Here is a 16224-nt window from a genome sequence, read left to right on the forward strand (position 1 = left end):
AAGAGCGAGTTATCGATTTAGTACGTCCTGTACAAAACCGATAGCTCACTCTTTTTTTATTGATTAACAGTAGATATTTTCTTTAATGCCTGCTCTAAATCAGAAACGATATCCTCCCACGATTCTAAACCGACCGATAAGCGTATTAAATTATCGAAAATGCCCATTTCTTTTCTTAGTTCAGCCGGAATCGCAGCATGCGTCATCGTTGCTGGATGCTGAATTAACGTTTCTGTATCTCCTAAACTCACCGCAATTGTAATAAAGTGAAGATCATTAATAAACGCTTGCGTCTCTTCTTTTCCACCTTTTACTGAAAAAGAAATAACCCCGCCCCCGCGTTTCATTTGACGAGATGCTAACTCCCCTTCTGGATACCAAACATCTTCTACCACATCATGTTTTCTTAAGAACGATACAATTTTTTCTGCATTATCACAATGACGATCCAGTCTTACTGCTAACGTCTTTAATCCGCGTAATAATAACCACGCATCAAACGGCGCCATAATACCGCCGATATCTTTTCTCATCGGGCGAATTTGTTCAGCTAACGCTTTCGTTTTACAAATCGTTACACCCGCTACAACGTCACCATGGCCACCAATATATTTTGTCGCACTATGCACAACAGCGTCACAGCCAAGCTCAAGCGGTGTTTGTAAATAAGGCGAACAAAACGTATTATCAACGATGACAAGTAAGCCATTTTGCTTCGCAACCTGAATCACTTGTTTTAAATCGATTAATTTCATTGTTGGATTAATCGGTGTTTCAACGAAAATAAGCTTTGTATTCGGACGAATTTTATTTTCAATATCAGCCTCTGTCTCCATGTCACAAAACGAATGCGTAATCATAAATTTTTCTTCTAACACTTCTAAAAAACCGTACGTACACCCATATAATCCATTTGAACAAATAATATGATCTCCAGCCTTTAAAAAACCAATTAAAGTTGCTGAAATAGCTGCCATACCAGATCCGAAGGCAAGTGCTTCTTCTCCTCCTTCTAACACCGCCATACGTTCTTCAAATAATTTCACAGTCGGATTTCCAAGTCGTGAGTAAATATAAGATGGATCCACTCCTGCGAAACTCGCCTCTCCTTGCTGCGCAGTCTCAAATGTAAATGTAGAAGTTTGAAATAAAGGTGGTGTTAAACTTCCTTTATGTTCCTCAGGTGTATAACCGTGATGAATTAACGCTGTCTCCATATGCTTCTTTTTCATAAAAACATCCCCTTTATGTTTTTATCCAGCATATTCACCAGTAAAAACTGATGAACGTTTTTACTACATTTTATGTAAGCGTTTTATTTGTGTTTCTATCTCTTCTTTTATATTGTTTTAAATTCCTTCTTATATTAATTTCCAAAATTTATATGCATAAAACAAAAACGTACTCGCTTGACGAAACTCTGGGTAAAAGATATAATAGCGTTTGTGTAAAATAAAAAGGCAGCCTTGTAATGTGAGTTTATCGTTTGTATTTTGTTCCTCTACGGAGGTGTATCTCGTAACTCCCTGCTGCTGGAGCGAAGGTACATGAAAACAAAATGCCCGTAAATATCGATTACGTCTGTTTTTATTTTACGTAAATAAAAACATTTTTAAAGGAGGAGTCAACTATGGCTCGTTATACAGGTCCAGCTTGGAAACTGTCTCGTCGTCTTGGAATCTCTCTAAGCGGCACAGGAAAAGAATTAGAAAAACGCCCTTACGCACCAGGTCCTCACGGTCCTAACCAACGTAAGAAACTTTCAGAATACGGTTTACAATTACAAGAGAAACAAAAACTTCGTCACATGTACGGCATGACTGAGCGTCAATTCCGTCGCACATTTGACCAAGCAGGTAAAATGCCTGGTAAGCACGGCGAAAACTTCATGATCCTTCTTGAAGCTCGTCTTGACAACTTAGTTTACCGTATGGGCTTAGCTCGCACTCGTCGTGCAGCTCGCCAATTAGTAAACCACGGTCACATCACGGTTGATGGATCTCGCGTAGATATCCCATCTTACCGCGTTAAACCTGGTCAAACTATCAGCGTTCGCGAAAAATCTAACAGCCTTGTTGTTGTTAAAGAAGCGATCGAAGTTAACAACTTCGTACCAGAATACTTAACTTTCGATGCTGATAAGTTAGAAGCTACTTACACTCGTCACGCTGAGCGTTCTGAGTTAGCAGCTGAAATCAACGAAGCATTAATCGTAGAGTTCTACTCTCGTTAATGACAAAAAGCCAATCCTCTGGATTGGCTTTTTTCAATTCCCACCATAATTTTTTTATATCCCACGTAACATAAAGAAACCAATACCCTATACTCCCATCTAAAACAAAAAGAATAACTTCCCTATTTCCATAAAGAACTTCTGTTATATTATGAATTTTCACGGAATAACAATAATATTAAAAACTTTATAACGAGGAGACATTGATATGGAATTCAGAAATGATATAAACAAACTAGCTAACCAAATTTTAGAACGAAAAGAGTACATAACTAATGAAGAAATGACCAAGCAATCATTAATTATTCCTTTTCTTCAAAAGCTAGGTTATGACGTTTTTAACCCTTTAGAAGTTAGACCTGAGTATATTGCAGACTTCGGAACTAAAAAGGGAGAAAAAGTCGATTATGCGGTTTTCAAAAATGGAGTTCCAATTATTTTAATTGAGGCAAAATCTGTAACAGAAAATCTCCTTAAACATGATGCGCAACTATCTAGATATTTCAATGCCTTACCCGATGTCAAAGTAGGGGTACTAACTAATGGTGTAGAATACAAGTTTTATACTGATTTAACAAATGACAATGTGATGGACGAAAAACCTTTCTTCACATTCGGTATGGATAATTTAACTAATGTAGATATTGAAACAATTGAAACTTTCACAAAAGAAAATTTTGAAGCCGAAGGAATCGTAAAATATGCTGAAGAGCTTATTTATATGACCAATTTAAACTCTACAATTAAAGAATTATTTAAAAATCCTTCAGATGACTTCCTTCGTTTTCTAATTAAAGACTTTAGTTCAACTAGAATTACAAATAACGTTTTAGAGCGATTCCGACCAATCGTTAAAAAAGCAATTAATCGAACACTATTAGAAATAATCAGTGATGGTTTAACACCAAAGGAAACAAAAACACCGGAGAAAATAGAAACAAGCCTAGTTGCAGCCGCTTCTACCGAAATATTTGAAGATATTAGCAAAGAAGACAAAACAGATAGAGTTTTTACTACAGAAGATGAACTAACCGCATTTAACATTGTTAAAGAAATTTTAACTGAACATCAAAAAGACATCAGCGACCTTAAATATAAAGATACCATTAGTTATTTTTGTATCATGAATCGCGTGATCACAAAATGGTTTATACGTCTCTTCCTTGATGGAGATGCAAAATCCTTAGTTGTAAGACTCGATCTAGAAGCTACTAAACAGCTATGTCCTAATTTTGTGGTTGAACAAGCTCCAAAATCACAGGGAGTAAGTAGAATTTTTATTGATCATGTTAATGATTTAAAAGATTTGGAACCACTTATTATTTCGTGCTATGATCAAATTTTAGCTAATGTTTAAAAGCGAGAAATGTTCACTCTTTTCCAACAACCTGACAAAAAGCCAATCCAATGGATTGGCTTTTGAAGTTTATATATAAAATAAAGTTATTTATTTTCCTCTTTTTGAACATATACATAAGCATCTTTCTGCTCTTTATGTATATCAACCTTCGAATTCTCTGCAAGCTGACCCGCATTTAGCAAAGAAAAAATAATCAACGCTTCTAGTGACATTTCGTTTTACCACTCCTTTCTAATTGTTATACGTTTATCATACCGCTTACATGTGATTTCCGTATGAACTCGAAAAGGAGATTAAAACAAAAAAGCTTTGAGGAATTTCCTCAAAGCTTTTTATTTATTAGTAACGAATTAAGAAATATTTCTTTTTACCGCGGCGAATGATTGTGAATTTACCTTCGATGCGGTCGTTTTCTGTTACAACGTAGTCTAATGCTTGTGTACGCTCACCGTTTACGTAGATTGCGCCGTTCGTTACATCTTCACGTGCTTGACGTTTTGATGGAGAGATTTTGCTTTCTACAAGTAAGTCGATTAATACTGTATCTTCTGCAGTACGTTCTACAGATGGTACATCTTTGAATCCTTGCTCGATTTCATTTGCAGTAAGTTCTGCAACAGAACCGCTGAATAATGCAGCTGAAATTTTAATTGCTTGCTCTAACGCTTCTTCACCGTGAACAAGTTTTGTCATTTCAGAACCTAATGCTTTTTGTGCTGCACGTTTTTCTGGTGCTTCAGCTACTTGCTTTTCAAGCTCAAGAATTTCTTCATGAGATAAGAATGTGAAGTATTTTAAGTATTTAACAACGTCGCGGTCATCTGTGTTAATCCAGAATTGGTAGAACTCGTAAGGAGTTGTTTTCTCTGGGTCTAACCAAATTGCGCCGCCTTCTGTTTTACCAAATTTCGTACCGTCAGATTTAGTAACAAGTGGAATTGTTAAACCGAATGCTTTCGCATCTTCTTCTGATTTACGGATTAATTCCAGACCAGCTGTAATGTTACCCCATTGGTCACTACCACCGATTTGTAGACGGCAATTATGGTGTTGGTATAAGTTTAAGAAGTCATATGATTGTAAAATCATGTAACTGAACTCAGTGAATGAAATACCAGTCTCTAAACGAGATGCTACTGTATCTTTCGCTAACATATAGTTTAAACCGAAGTTTTTACCGATATCGCGTAAGAATGAAATTACATCTAAGCTACCAAGCCAGTCATAGTTGTTAGCCATCGTTGCTGGGTTGTCCACGTTTTCAAACTCTAAGAAGTTTGAAAGTTGGTTTTTAATGCTTTCTGTATAGTAAGCAACTGTATCTTTCGTATTTAATGTACGCTCTGCTTTTTTACCACTTGGGTCACCGATCATACCAGTACCACCGCCAACAAGTGCGATTGGTTGATGACCAGCTAATTGGAAACGACGTAACATTAATACTGGTAACATATGACCGATGTGCAAGCTATCCGCTGTCGGGTCGAAACCACAGTATAATTTAACGCTTTCTTTTTCTAATAATTGCTCAAGGCCCTCAGCATCTGTTTGCTGATTAATTAGACCGCGAAATTCAAGATCTTGTAAAATACCCATATCCTACATACTCTCCTTTAAGTTCATTACTGGCGTGAAGGTTGAAAACATAAAAAAATCGCCCCTTCAAATAAGGGACGATTTTGATTATCGCGTTACCACCCTAGTTGCAGGCCAAAAAAGCCTACCACCTTATTTACATAACGGCTTAGCACCGTCTTTTCCCTTTTGAATATAATTCAATCGAAAAAAGATGCTCTAGGGGCGTAATTCGCGATCATCTATGTGCTGATTTCCACCGACCATCAGCTCTCTAAAACAGGGAAATGATCACTACTTCTCCCTTTCCACGCTCAATTATTCATATACTTTTCTTTATACCATCATTTATATAGGCGTGTCAAATAGAGGTCGAGTTTCTATTCTTTACAATGTCACAAAGAGTATCGTAATAAGAGAAAGAATTGGAACCCCAACTAATAACGATACGTGAAACACAACCGATAAATCATTCCCAATCGTCGCTTCCACAGGATCTTTCGCCGGGGAACCAAGAAACCCGATTAATCGATCGAATCGACTTACCGTTTTTGGAAAGTCTGGTATTTCTACATGATCACTATCTAAATGTTGCTTTAACTTATATTCACTCTTAAAGGGATTTTCGCTCAATTTCGTCCACCTCCAGCAATTGTTTCAATTTCTTTATTCCATTATGAAGTCTCGATTTCACTGTTCCAATCGGAATGTTTAATATTTCTGCAATTTCTTTTTGCTGCATATCATGATAATAAGAAAGGATTAGGACCGCTCTTTGCTCTTCTGGAACTTTCAAAATTGCTTCTCTTACTGTGAGCCGATCTTCGTGAGAAAATTCTTTTTCCGGAATCGGCAATAAAAATGGCAAAAGCGTACGCCACTTTTTTCTCCTATTTAATTTATTAATCATAAGACGATAACCGATTTGAAATAAATACGTTTTTACTTTACCTTTTTCAGGTTCATACATATGTTTCTTTCGTTCTAAAGTCAAAAACGTATCTTGCACGAGGTCGATACTCAATTGTTCATCTCGATTAAATCGATACAAAAATGTGTATAGCGCTGGTTTGATTAAAACATATAGTTTTTCTCCTGCCTGCTTATCTCCATTTTTGTACGCAAGCATGAGCTCTTCCTCAATCCCAATCTGCGCCATGATTTTTGATCTCCTTTATTCCTTTTAACGTTAATGAAATACGGGAAATTAAATATGCAATCGCAATAAAAATCCACAATTGTGATTGATTTGTAAAAAATTGCACATATGGGTTTTGAATCGTAAATCCCATTGCAACTAAAATATTTAACGCTTGCACACATATGCATGCATACAACGCAAGGCAGACAGAAATAGTATCAAATACATTCCAGCGAAAATACACTTTTGTTTTTGTAAAATCAATTTTATATCCATTTTTCCGTACTATATGTTTTCTATCAAATGGAATAATTATTGAAAACAGAACACCCATTATAACTCCAGCTGTAAGCATTGATACTCTATATCCAATTGGTATCGGTAAGAAAAGACCACAAGAAAATACAACTATAATTCCAATTAAAGCAAAAGCAAGAAGTAATTTATTAGACATATAAAAGCCTCCCTCATCTATTCTTTCATAAATGTATACAGACGAGGAAGGCGCTTCGTTCAAATATTATTTTATTTTTTTAATAATCTTTGCAGGATTCCCGCCAACTACTACATTATCAGGCACATCTTTCGTTACAACGGCGCCAGATGCGATAACCGCATTGTCTCCAATTGTTACACCTGGATTAATAATCGCTCTTCCGCCAATCCATACGTTATCGCCAATTGTAACTGGTTTCCCGTATTCTGATCCGCTTATACGCTCAATTGGATCAAGCGGGTGCGTTGCTGTATAAATGTGAACACCTGGAGCTAACATACAGTTCACTCCGATTGTCACCGGGCATACATCTAAAATCGTACAGTCAAAGTTCGCATAAAAATTTTCGCCGACATGAATGTTATAGCCGTAATCACATCTAAAAGAAGATTCAAGATGAATATTATCTCCTGTCGTTCCGAATAGTTCTTTTACGATTTCGCTACGCTCTTTCAATTGCGCTTCTGGCGTATCATTTAATTTTCTCGTTACTATACGTGCTTGCTCCCTGTCTTGTACTAAAACTGGATCAGCTGGTATGTACATTTCCCCTTCGATCATCTTTTCTTTTTCAGTTTTCATGTTATTACCCCCTTTAACTTATATATACAAGTTCATGATATCATAAAAAAGAAAGGTCTGAACGTTTTTCGTTCAGACCTTTCTTTTTTAATCTTCCATCGTTGATAAGTCACCTGTTGGTAAGTTTAACTCCCATGCTTTTAATACACGGCGCATAATTTTACCACTTCTCGTTTTCGGTAATTTATCTCTAAATTCAATTTGTCTTGGCGCTGCATGAGCTGCTAGGCCTTTCTTTACAAATTGACGAATTTCTTCTTTTAATTCATCAGATGGTTCGTATCCTGCTCGAAGTGCGATAAATGCTTTAATGATTTCGCCGCGCACTGGATCAGGAATACCAATTACACCAGCTTCTGCAACAGCAGCGTGCTCGATTAATTTACTTTCTACTTCAAATGGACCAACGCGCTCACCTGACGTCATAATTACATCATCAATACGTCCTTGGAACCAGAAGTATCCATCTTCGTCCATATATGCAGAGTCACCTGATACGTACCAATCGCCTGGCATGAAGTAAGAATCATATTTTTGCGGGTTATTCCAGATTCTACGCATCATAGCTGGCCAACCTTTACCAATTGCTAAGTTGCCCATTGTGTATGGAGGCACTTCATTTCCTTCATTATCAACAATCGCTGCTTTCACACCTGGAATTGGTTTGCCCATTGAACCTGGACGGATTTCCATACAAGGGTAGTTACAAATAACTTGTCCACCTGTCTCTGTCATCCACCACGTATCATGAATACGAAGTCCAAATGCATTCATACCCCAGCGAATTACTTCTGGATTTAATGGTTCACCAACGCTTAATACGTGGCGCACTTGTGATAAATCATATTTTTTAATTGTGTCTTGCCCAGCTCCCATTAACATACGGAAAGCTGTTGGTGCGCTATACCAAACTGTTACACCGTAATCTTGCAGTGCTTCATACCAAGCTTCTGGACTAAATCGTCCACCTAAAATAACATTTGACGCTCCGACTAACCACGGTGCGAAAATACCGTAAGCAGTTCCAGTTACCCAGCCCGGGTCAGCAGTACACCAATATACATCGTCTTCTTTTAAATCTAATACCCATTTCGCCGTTTGATAGTGCTGAACCATTGCGTTTTGCGCATGAAGCACACCTTTTGGCTTACCAGTAGAACCAGACGTATAGTGAAGAATTAAACCGTCTTCACGGCCTAACCATTCGATATGTAATTCTTTTGAAGCTTGTTCAAATAAAGGATTGAACGCTACCGTTTTACCGCCTTCTTCTACATTATCCCCAACAAGGAAAACTGTTTTTAAAGCAGGTAAATCATTTAATGGTATGCGCTCTAATAACTCAGGCGTTGTAATTAACACCTTTGCTTCACTATCTTCTAAACGATCGCGAACCGCACCTTCCATAAATGCTTCAAATAACGGTCCAACAATTGCTCCTAATTTCACTGCACCTAAAAGTGCGAAATATAATTCTGGAGAACGTGGCATAAAAATAAAAACGCGATCGCCTTTTTCTACATCGCCATAATTTTTTAGGACATTTCCTGCTTTATTAGAAAAATCCTTCATTTCCTTAAATGTATATTTCTCTTTTCGCGATCCATCTTGATAATAAAGGGCTACTTTATTCTTTCGATCGGATTTCGCATGCTTATCAATTGCCTCATACGCCATATTCACTCGGCCTGTTTCATTCCAAGTAAAGTTTTTATTAACCTCTTCCCAGTTAAAATTCGCGTATGCCTCATCATAATTCGGCAAATTATTTTCTCCTTTAATGACAGGAAGCGTTTCTACTTTCATACTTTACATCCCCCTCCTATGTATTCTATTATCTATTATAATGATATTATTTAAAATTTTCAGTATATTTGTTGATTTTTAGACAAATTTTTAATGACAAAATTCGATTCACATCGCATATATTATAAAGTACGATATGAATAGATTCACAAACCCTCAAGGTGGTGAGCAATACATTGATTCATAAAAAAATATACAATGCTAGAAACTTAAAAACAGCGAAAGGCACTTTAATTATTGAAGGCCCTGTCTCTACACATAATCTTGAAATGTATGAATTCCATCCAGATTTAGTTGCGTTTCGTCCTGCTGAACAGCAATATAAAGCAATTGTCGAAATTTCTAAATTACCAGAAGCTCGACTCATTATCGCTAGACATGACCAAATGATTGTTGGATATGTTACATATTTATATCCTGATCCGCTCGAACGATGGTCAGAAGGAAAAATGGAAAATTTAATTGAGCTTGGGGCAATTGAAGTAGTCCCAGCCTTCCGCGGGAGTTCTGTCGGAAAGAACTTACTAGAGGTTTCTATGATGGACGATTATATGGAAGATTACATTATATTGACGACTGAATATTATTGGCACTGGGATTTGAAACAAACAGGATTGAATGTGTGGGAATACCGAAAAGTAATGGAGAAGATGATGAATGCCGGCGGGTTACAATGGATGGCTACAGACGATCCTGAAATTTGTTCACATCCTGCCAACTGTTTAATGGTCCGCATCGGTAAACGCGTGGATACGGATTCTATTCAAGCTTTTGATCGTCTACGTTTTCACAATCGTTTTATGTATTAATAAAGGGGGCAACTGGAATGATTGTAGAAGAAATTATGAATCAAAATGTAGTTACACTACATCCAAACGATACAATCGAAACAGCAATCCGAACGATACGTACGAAAGGCATTCGGCACATTCCAATTGTCGATCAAAATAATCACGTCGTAGGCATTATTTCTGATCGGGATGTAAGAGATGCAAGTCCATCTATTCTAGATGAACAAGTTTCACTCGATATGCTACAGCAACCGCTTGAACTTATTATGAAACATCCTGTTATGACTTGCCATCCTCTCGATTTCGTTGAGGAAATTGCTACTTTATTTTTCGAAAATAAAATTGGCTGTCTTCCTGTTACAAAGGCTGGGAAGTTAGTTGGAATCATCTCTGAATCTACAGTATTACACACGTTAGTAAAATTAACAGGAGCACATCAACCAAGTTCGCAAATTGAAATTCAAGTGAAAAATGAACCTGGTATTCTTGGAAAAGTCGTTGCTATTTTTAGTGATTTACAAATAAATATCGTGAGCGTTCTCGTCTACCCAGCAAAAGATGAGAATGAGAAAGTACTCGTTTTCCGCATTCAAACGATGAATCCTCTAAAAGTGATTGATGCACTTGAAGTAGAAGGCTACCGCGTATTATGGCCGAATATTATGGGGATGCAAGCATGAGTAGCGCGTTTATTTATTCGGATGACTTTCGGGGCTATTCATTTAGCCCTGATCATCCTTTTAACCAACTGCGCGTCACACTTACGTATGATTTATTACAAAAGGGCGGTTTCATCTCTCCTTCCCAAATCATCTCACCACGGATGGCTACAGATGAAGAGATCGCCTACATTCATACAGAGGAGTACATAAATGCGGTAAAACGTGCTGGAGAAGGAAAATTAGAAAAATCAATTGCAATGGCGTATGGACTTGGAACAGAAGATACACCAATGTTTCCAAATATGCACGAAGCAAGCGCATTGCTCGTTGGCGGTACGTTAACAGCTGTCGATGCTGTGCTTTCCGGGAAAGTAAAGCACGCTCTCAATTTAGGCGGCGGCTTACATCATGGCTTTCGCGGCAAAGCATCTGGCTTTTGCATTTATAACGATAGTTCCATCGCAATGAAATATATCCAAAAGAAATACGGTTTACGCGTATTATATATTGATACAGATGCTCATCACGGTGATGGTGTACAATGGTCTTTTTACGACGATCCTAACGTATGCACCATTTCATTACATGAAACGGGACGTTATTTATTCCCTGGAACTGGCGCTGTAAATGAGCGCGGACAAGGTAATGGCTATAGTTATTCTTTTAACGTTCCACTCGATGCTTTTACAGAAGACGAATCGTTCTTAGAGTCATATCGAACTGTTGTAAAAGAAGTTGCAGCATACTTTAAACCGGATATTATTTTAACGCAAAATGGCGCTGACGCACACTATTATGACCCACTTACACACCTTTGTGCGACGATGAATATTTACCGTGAAATACCGAAGCTCGCTCGTGAAATTGCTAATGAATATTGCGACGGTCGCTGGATCGCTGTCGGCGGTGGTGGCTATGATCACTGGCGCGTCGTACCAAGAGCTTGGGCACTCATTTGGCTCGAAATGAACAACATCCAAAACATCTCAGGTTATCTCCCTCCAGAATGGCTTGAAGCTTGGAAAGGACAAGCAGAAACAGAACTTCCCCTCACATGGGAAGATCCAGACAACATGTATAAACCTATCCCCCGAAAACCAGAAATTGAAGAAAAGAACGCATTAACTGTAGCGAAGTCTCTTGAAATTATTCGGAATAATATGACAAAATCTTTGTATTAAACAAAAAGGAGGCTCGTTTTTGAATAGCCTCCTTTTATTTATTCTGTATTAACAGACTGGCCTAACTTTTACGAGAAAAGGTAGTGATATTATGTGGGAACCACAAATGATTCACACAAAGCGTGGCACGTTCGAACTCTTCACAAAAGGAGATGGCGAACCACTTTGCATTACACATCACTATTCACAATTCAATGAATCTGGTGATTACTTTGCAGATGTTTTCACTTCCACACATCGTGTATTCCTCATTAATTTACGAGACGCTGGTAACTCTGTAAAAGCCAAAGTAGAAAACGAATTGAGTATGATCGAAACGATTCACGACTTAGAAGCAATTAAAGAAGCTTTGCAATTTTCTATATGGCATTTCGCCGGCCATTCAACAGGCGGTATGCTTGGACTTTTATACGCGATTACATATCCAAAATCCTTACAATCATTAGTCGTGGCCGGAGCCGCAGCAAGTAACTATATCGAAACACCATTTTGTATTTATCATCCAGCACACCCACAGTTTTATTATATGCAAGAACTTATCCAGAACTTAAACAGCCCCCATCTTACAAATGAAGGACGAAAAGAATTATCTGCTAAACGAACGAAGTTGTCTTTATATAAGCCAGAAAACTATAACTCTTATTTTTGTAAATCCATTGTAAAAATAATGTCCGCTAGCCGGATGAACGCTTTTTCTCATGAATATCCAGCATTTGATTTAAGAGAGTATTTATCTTCTATCAAAACAAAAACACTAATTATGTGCGGAAGACACGATGTTCAGTGTCCGATTCAATATTCTATCGAGATGCATGAGGATATACATAATTCTATTTTTGTGACATTTGAGGAAAGTAACCATTATCCTTTTTTAGAAGAAGCTACTCATTTTACTTCTACTACTCAAACATTTTATAAATCATTACACCAGTACCGTTATTACTAAAGAACTCTAAACAACGACAAGAAGCTCGTAGTCTCTATATGACTATGAGCTTAATTTTCAGAAGAAATATTTCATACTAAAAACAAATAAAAGAATACAAGAAATAACCACTAAACCTACATCAAGTAGTACTGACTTTTTATCTCTATCTTTTAAGCTTACCTTAGAGCTAGAAATACTTTTAATTCCCCAAAAGATTGCTAAAAAGAACCAACCGAAATGATCATTTGTATTATCTTCATCATAAAACATTTGTATCGCACCAATAATTAATAAGATAAGTATGATATTAGTTCCCATCTTTAAAGCCTTGTTTGATTTAATATCTTTTAATGCATCTCCCAAAATGTAGCACGCCCTCTCAAACTCCCCTATGTTTTATTTCTCTTTATATATTAACATAAATTACCTATTTCTCCTTTTTAAATAACATACAAAAAACCTGTCAACACTTTGACAGGTTCCCTACACGTTAAAACGATAACCAGCTCCCCACACTGTTTCAATATATTGTGGGTGTGCAGGATCTCTTTCAATTTTTTCACGTAACTTTCTAATATGAACGACGACAGTAGCTAAATCACCAGCGGAATCTAATCCCCAAATGCGTTCAAATAACTGTTCCTTATTTAATACTTGGTTTGGGTTTGTGACAAAGAATGTTAATAAATCAAATTCCTTTGTGGTAAACGCGACTTCTTCATTGTTTATAAAAACTTTTCTAGCTCGTTGATCGATAGAAATCCCGTGAATATATAACGTATCACGTTGCTTACTTACATTTCCTGATAATCTTTCATAACGGGCAATATGCGCTTTTACTCTTGCGACTAATTCGCTTGGGCTAAACGGTTTTGTTATATAATCATCCGCTCCTAATCCGAGTCCGCGGATTTTATCTATATCTTCTTTTTTTGCTGAAACAAGTAAAATCGGAATATCTTTTACAGCACGTATTTGTTTACAAATTTCGAATCCATTCATTTTCGGAAGCATAATATCTAAAATAATTAAATCATAATCTTCTTGCAAGGCTATTTGTAAACCTATTTCTCCTGAATGCTCTACATCAACTTGAAAATCATTAATTTCTAAATAATCTCGCTGTAATTCTGCAATACTTACTTCATCTTCTATTAGTAAAATTCTTTTCAACTTACTCACCACATTTCTCTACTTTTTCCAATGAGAAGAAAATACTTGTGCCTTTTCCAAGCTCGCTTTCTACCCAAATTTCTCCGCCATGTTCTTCAACAATTTGCTTCGCTATTGCTAAACCAAGTCCACTTCCACCTGTGCTAGAATTCCGTGATTGTTCTGCACGATAAAAGCGTTCAAAGATATATGGTAGCGTATCAGATTCTATACCTGATCCATTGTCCATCACTTTCACAATAACTTTATTGTTTTCACTTGATACTGTTACAGTAATTTTTTTCTCTTCTTTATCCATGTATTTCACACTATTATGAATTAAATTGGATATCACTCTATTTATCTTTTCGCAATCGGCCGTTACATATAATGGCGATGAATGTAACTGTAGACGCACTTCTATACCTTCTTCACTTAAATCCATCTGCATCTCTTCTATTAATTCCTGCATAAACGTATTTAATTCCACCGTTTCAAATTGGAATGGAACTCGATTCAAATCGAGCTTCGAAAACAAAAAGAGTTCATCAATGAGTGTGTCCATATGTTTTGCTTTCGTATGAATTGTCGTTAAATACTTATCCATTTTTTCTGGCGTATTTGCTACCCCGTCCTTTATTCCTTCTACATATCCGATAATAGATGTAATCGGTGTTTTTAAATCATGCGATATGTTTGAAATAAGTTCTTTTCGATTTTCTTCATACTGCGTTTGTACTTCAATCGATTCTTTTAACTTCTTTCTCATTTCCTCAAAGCCTTGATTTAATTGTCCTATTTCATCGTACGATGTAACTGGCATTTGAAATTCTAAATTTCCTTCTTTAATTTTCTCCGTCGCATCTTTCAATACAAAGATTGGTTTTATTATACTTCTTGAAACGAGATAACTTAATAGCCCGATGAGTAAAATGGCCAATAGTAAAAGCGATACGAATAAGATTGGAAATAATTTTTGTGTAAGATCTACAAATGAACTTTGTTTTTTTAGTACAAATATACTCCCTTCTTCTTTTTGTGAAAAATAAAAATCAAATTTTACATATCGATAAAATGTATCGCCTAGTTCCGTTGTACCACGACTATTAATATTTGCTGATTCAAATTTCGGAAGTGCTTCTGTTAAAGTCGAACTTTCAAAACCCTTTGTAGCATAAGAAATGTTTTCTCCCTTTCTTACAATTATTTTTACACCTTCTTTTTCAATTGATGAGACGAACGATTCATCTAATAATTGAGATTGATGTTGCTTTGCCGCTAATTTTAATTCAAGATAGGCGTTCTCTTCTTCTGGTGTAAGCGGCTTTTGAATGTAAGAACTTTTATAGAAATTTTTCACTGCTTCTAAATCACCTGTTATCGAAAATACAATTAAAAATCCCGCGACTAATATGAGCGTAATAGAAACGAGAATTACAGCAATATAAGAAAATAAAAACCTTGTTTTAATAGACATCATCTACACCCTCACTTTACTCTGCCTTCATATTTATAAGCATAAAAATATATGTTCAATTACTCAAGTGATTTTATAGTAATTTTAGCGTCAGTTTATAAAAATTTAATGTTCCTATCTTACAGTTGAAATTAGGAGGTTGAAATTCCATGTTCAAAAAAACATTAAGCATGATATGTTGTGTGATTTTTTTACAAGGATGCTCGCAAAAACAAGAAGTAAAAAAGGAGATGACAAACATGGAGACTGCACTACTAGCAGCTACTGAAAAAAATGAAACGAATACTGTTATATCTTTACTAAAACAAGGTGCAAATATAAATGCGACGGATAATCAAGGACGCACTCCACTTATGATTGCTACATACAAAAATGATGTAAAGACCGCAAGAGCCTTGATCACTGCTGGCGCCGATGTAAATATCCAAGATACTATGAAAAACAATCCGTTTCTATACGCCGGTGCCGAAGGTTACTTAGACATTTTAAAACTAACAATTGATGCTGGTGCAGATCCAGCGATTACAAATCGTTACGGCGGAACAGCTCTTATCCCAGCTTCAGAACATGGCTATATTGACGTTATAAAAGAACTCCTCACTCGAACAAATATTGATGTAAACCATGTGAATAACCTCGGATGGACAGCTTTAATGGAGGCCATCGTACTAAGTAACGGAAACGAAACACAACAACAAGTCATTCGCCTTCTTATTGAACACGGTGCAGATGTAAATATTTCAGACAACGATGGTGTTACCCCGCTAGAGCATGCGCGCGCTCATAACTTTGCAGAGATAGAGAAGATTTTGTTAGAGGGACATAAGTAAAAAGCTAACT

General features: G+C 36.6%; 18 protein-coding genes and 1 other annotated feature. Of the genes, 7 read left to right on the forward strand and 11 right to left on the reverse strand.

The window, feature by feature from the left end; all coding sequences use genetic code 11:
• Nucleotides 1-56: 56 nt before the first annotated feature.
• The gene (megL, locus tag COK05_RS03220; protein WP_098611425.1) at nucleotides 57-1232 is read right to left on the reverse strand and encodes a methionine gamma-lyase; all 1176 of its coding nucleotides are present in this window, start codon (nucleotides 1230-1232) and stop codon (nucleotides 57-59) included.
• A 398-nt stretch (nucleotides 1233-1630) separates the two neighbouring features.
• Here megL and rpsD point away from each other — a divergent pair, with 398 nt between their 5' ends.
• Both rpsD and COK05_RS03235 read left to right on the forward strand, forming a co-directional pair.
• Nucleotides 1631-2233, forward strand: a complete 603-nt coding sequence (gene rpsD / locus COK05_RS03230) for a 30S ribosomal protein S4 (RefSeq protein WP_000135322.1) — start codon at nucleotides 1631-1633, stop codon at nucleotides 2231-2233.
• 208 nt (nucleotides 2234-2441) lie between these two features.
• Nucleotides 2442-3590, forward strand: a complete 1149-nt coding sequence (locus tag COK05_RS03235) for a type I restriction endonuclease (RefSeq protein WP_098611426.1) — start codon at nucleotides 2442-2444, stop codon at nucleotides 3588-3590.
• Nucleotides 3591-3676: 86 nt separating this feature from the next.
• On the opposite strand, the gene COK05_RS03240 is transcribed toward COK05_RS03235, so the two are convergent.
• From COK05_RS03240 to acsA, 7 genes are all read right to left on the reverse strand, one after another.
• Nucleotides 3677-3805, reverse strand: coding sequence for a hypothetical protein (locus COK05_RS03240; protein ID WP_000050940.1), 129 nt, complete (start codon nucleotides 3803-3805; stop codon nucleotides 3677-3679).
• Between the two features lie 127 nt (nucleotides 3806-3932).
• Entirely contained in the window at nucleotides 3933-5189 is a 1257-nt protein-coding gene (tyrS, locus tag COK05_RS03245) for a tyrosine--tRNA ligase (protein WP_098391376.1), read from the reverse strand.
• A gap of 70 nt (nucleotides 5190-5259) precedes the next feature.
• Nucleotides 5260-5488: a binding site (T-box leader), on the reverse strand.
• 67 nt (nucleotides 5489-5555) lie between these two features.
• The gene (locus tag COK05_RS03250; RefSeq protein ID WP_001293784.1) at nucleotides 5556-5801 is read right to left on the reverse strand and encodes a hypothetical protein; all 246 of its coding nucleotides are present in this window, start codon (nucleotides 5799-5801) and stop codon (nucleotides 5556-5558) included.
• Nucleotides 5782-6327, reverse strand: coding sequence for an RNA polymerase sigma factor (locus tag COK05_RS03255; RefSeq protein WP_098611427.1), 546 nt, complete (start codon nucleotides 6325-6327; stop codon nucleotides 5782-5784). Before COK05_RS03255 ends, COK05_RS03250 begins: the two co-directional genes overlap by 20 nt.
• Complete coding sequence (locus tag COK05_RS03260; protein ID WP_000066428.1) at nucleotides 6308-6763, reverse strand: hypothetical protein; 456 nt, start codon at nucleotides 6761-6763, stop codon at nucleotides 6308-6310. Before COK05_RS03260 ends, COK05_RS03255 begins: the two co-directional genes overlap by 20 nt.
• Nucleotides 6764-6829: 66 nt before the next feature.
• Entirely contained in the window at nucleotides 6830-7387 is a 558-nt protein-coding gene (locus COK05_RS03265) for a maltose acetyltransferase domain-containing protein (RefSeq protein WP_098611428.1), read from the reverse strand.
• 87 nt (nucleotides 7388-7474) lie between these two features.
• Nucleotides 7475-9193: an acetate--CoA ligase gene (gene acsA, locus COK05_RS03270; protein ID WP_098611429.1), complete on the reverse strand. Its 1719-nt coding sequence runs from the start codon at nucleotides 9191-9193 to the stop codon at nucleotides 7475-7477.
• A gap of 176 nt (nucleotides 9194-9369) precedes the next feature.
• Here acsA and acuA point away from each other — a divergent pair, with 176 nt between their 5' ends.
• The 4 genes from acuA to COK05_RS03290 all read left to right on the forward strand — a co-directional run bounded on the left by acuA (nucleotide 9370) and on the right by COK05_RS03290 (nucleotide 12773).
• Entirely contained in the window at nucleotides 9370-10002 is a 633-nt protein-coding gene (gene acuA, locus COK05_RS03275; RefSeq protein ID WP_000581393.1) for an acetoin utilization protein acetyltransferase AcuA, read from the forward strand.
• 17 nt (nucleotides 10003-10019) lie between these two features.
• The gene (locus COK05_RS03280) at nucleotides 10020-10664 is read left to right on the forward strand and encodes an acetoin utilization AcuB family protein (RefSeq protein WP_098611430.1); all 645 of its coding nucleotides are present in this window, start codon (nucleotides 10020-10022) and stop codon (nucleotides 10662-10664) included.
• Entirely contained in the window at nucleotides 10661-11827 is a 1167-nt protein-coding gene (acuC, locus tag COK05_RS03285; RefSeq protein WP_098611431.1) for an acetoin utilization protein AcuC, read from the forward strand. The genes COK05_RS03280 and acuC overlap by 4 nt, the downstream gene beginning before the upstream one ends.
• A gap of 91 nt (nucleotides 11828-11918) precedes the next feature.
• Nucleotides 11919-12773, forward strand: coding sequence for an alpha/beta fold hydrolase (locus tag COK05_RS03290; protein WP_098611432.1), 855 nt, complete (start codon nucleotides 11919-11921; stop codon nucleotides 12771-12773).
• 57 nt (nucleotides 12774-12830) lie between these two features.
• On the opposite strand, the gene COK05_RS03295 is transcribed toward COK05_RS03290, so the two are convergent.
• The 3 genes from COK05_RS03295 to COK05_RS03305 form a co-directional block, all read right to left on the reverse strand.
• Nucleotides 12831-13121, reverse strand: coding sequence for a hypothetical protein (locus tag COK05_RS03295; RefSeq protein ID WP_098611433.1), 291 nt, complete (start codon nucleotides 13119-13121; stop codon nucleotides 12831-12833).
• 117 nt (nucleotides 13122-13238) lie between these two features.
• Nucleotides 13239-13928 carry a response regulator transcription factor gene (locus tag COK05_RS03300; protein ID WP_098611458.1) on the reverse strand — a complete coding sequence of 230 codons (690 nt, stop codon included), beginning with the start codon at nucleotides 13926-13928 and terminating at the stop codon, nucleotides 13239-13241.
• 1 nt (nucleotide 13929) lies between these two features.
• Nucleotides 13930-15384 (reverse strand): sensor histidine kinase, encoded by a 1455-nt coding sequence (locus COK05_RS03305; RefSeq protein ID WP_098611434.1) that lies wholly within the window; start codon nucleotides 15382-15384, stop codon nucleotides 13930-13932.
• Between the two features lie 149 nt (nucleotides 15385-15533).
• On the opposite strand from COK05_RS03305, the gene COK05_RS03310 reads away from it, so the two are divergent.
• On the forward strand, nucleotides 15534-16214 hold the full coding sequence (locus COK05_RS03310; protein WP_098611435.1) for an ankyrin repeat domain-containing protein: 681 nt from the start codon (nucleotides 15534-15536) through the stop codon (nucleotides 16212-16214).
• The last annotated feature ends 10 nt before the right edge of the window (nucleotides 16215-16224 follow it).

It is taken from the genome of Bacillus cereus, from assembly GCF_002567495.1.
In the GTDB taxonomy this organism is placed as follows: Bacteria; Bacillota; Bacilli; order Bacillales; family Bacillaceae_G; genus Bacillus_A; species Bacillus_A cereus_AQ.

Coding starts and splice junctions, on each gene's coding strand:
- megL (WP_098611425.1), bottom strand. CDS start 1,232: ATGAAAAAGAAGCATATGGAGACAGCGTTAATTCATCACGGTTATACA.
- rpsD (WP_000135322.1), top strand. CDS start 1,631: ATGGCTCGTTATACAGGTCCAGCTTGGAAACTGTCTCGTCGTCTTGGA.
- COK05_RS03235 (WP_098611426.1), top strand. CDS start 2,442: ATGGAATTCAGAAATGATATAAACAAACTAGCTAACCAAATTTTAGAA.
- COK05_RS03240 (WP_000050940.1), bottom strand. CDS start 3,805: ATGTCACTAGAAGCGTTGATTATTTTTTCTTTGCTAAATGCGGGTCAG.
- tyrS (WP_098391376.1), bottom strand. CDS start 5,189: ATGGGTATTTTACAAGATCTTGAATTTCGCGGTCTAATTAATCAGCAA.
- COK05_RS03255 (WP_098611427.1), bottom strand. CDS start 6,327: ATGGCGCAGATTGGGATTGAGGAAGAGCTCATGCTTGCGTACAAAAAT.
- COK05_RS03260 (WP_000066428.1), bottom strand. CDS start 6,763: ATGTCTAATAAATTACTTCTTGCTTTTGCTTTAATTGGAATTATAGTT.
- COK05_RS03265 (WP_098611428.1), bottom strand. CDS start 7,387: ATGAAAACTGAAAAAGAAAAGATGATCGAAGGGGAAATGTACATACCA.
- acsA (WP_098611429.1), bottom strand. CDS start 9,193: ATGAAAGTAGAAACGCTTCCTGTCATTAAAGGAGAAAATAATTTGCCG.
- COK05_RS03280 (WP_098611430.1), top strand. CDS start 10,020: ATGATTGTAGAAGAAATTATGAATCAAAATGTAGTTACACTACATCCA.
- acuC (WP_098611431.1), top strand. CDS start 10,661: ATGAGTAGCGCGTTTATTTATTCGGATGACTTTCGGGGCTATTCATTT.
- COK05_RS03290 (WP_098611432.1), top strand. CDS start 11,919: ATGTGGGAACCACAAATGATTCACACAAAGCGTGGCACGTTCGAACTC.
- COK05_RS03305 (WP_098611434.1), bottom strand. CDS start 15,384: ATGTCTATTAAAACAAGGTTTTTATTTTCTTATATTGCTGTAATTCTC.
- COK05_RS03310 (WP_098611435.1), top strand. CDS start 15,534: ATGTTCAAAAAAACATTAAGCATGATATGTTGTGTGATTTTTTTACAA.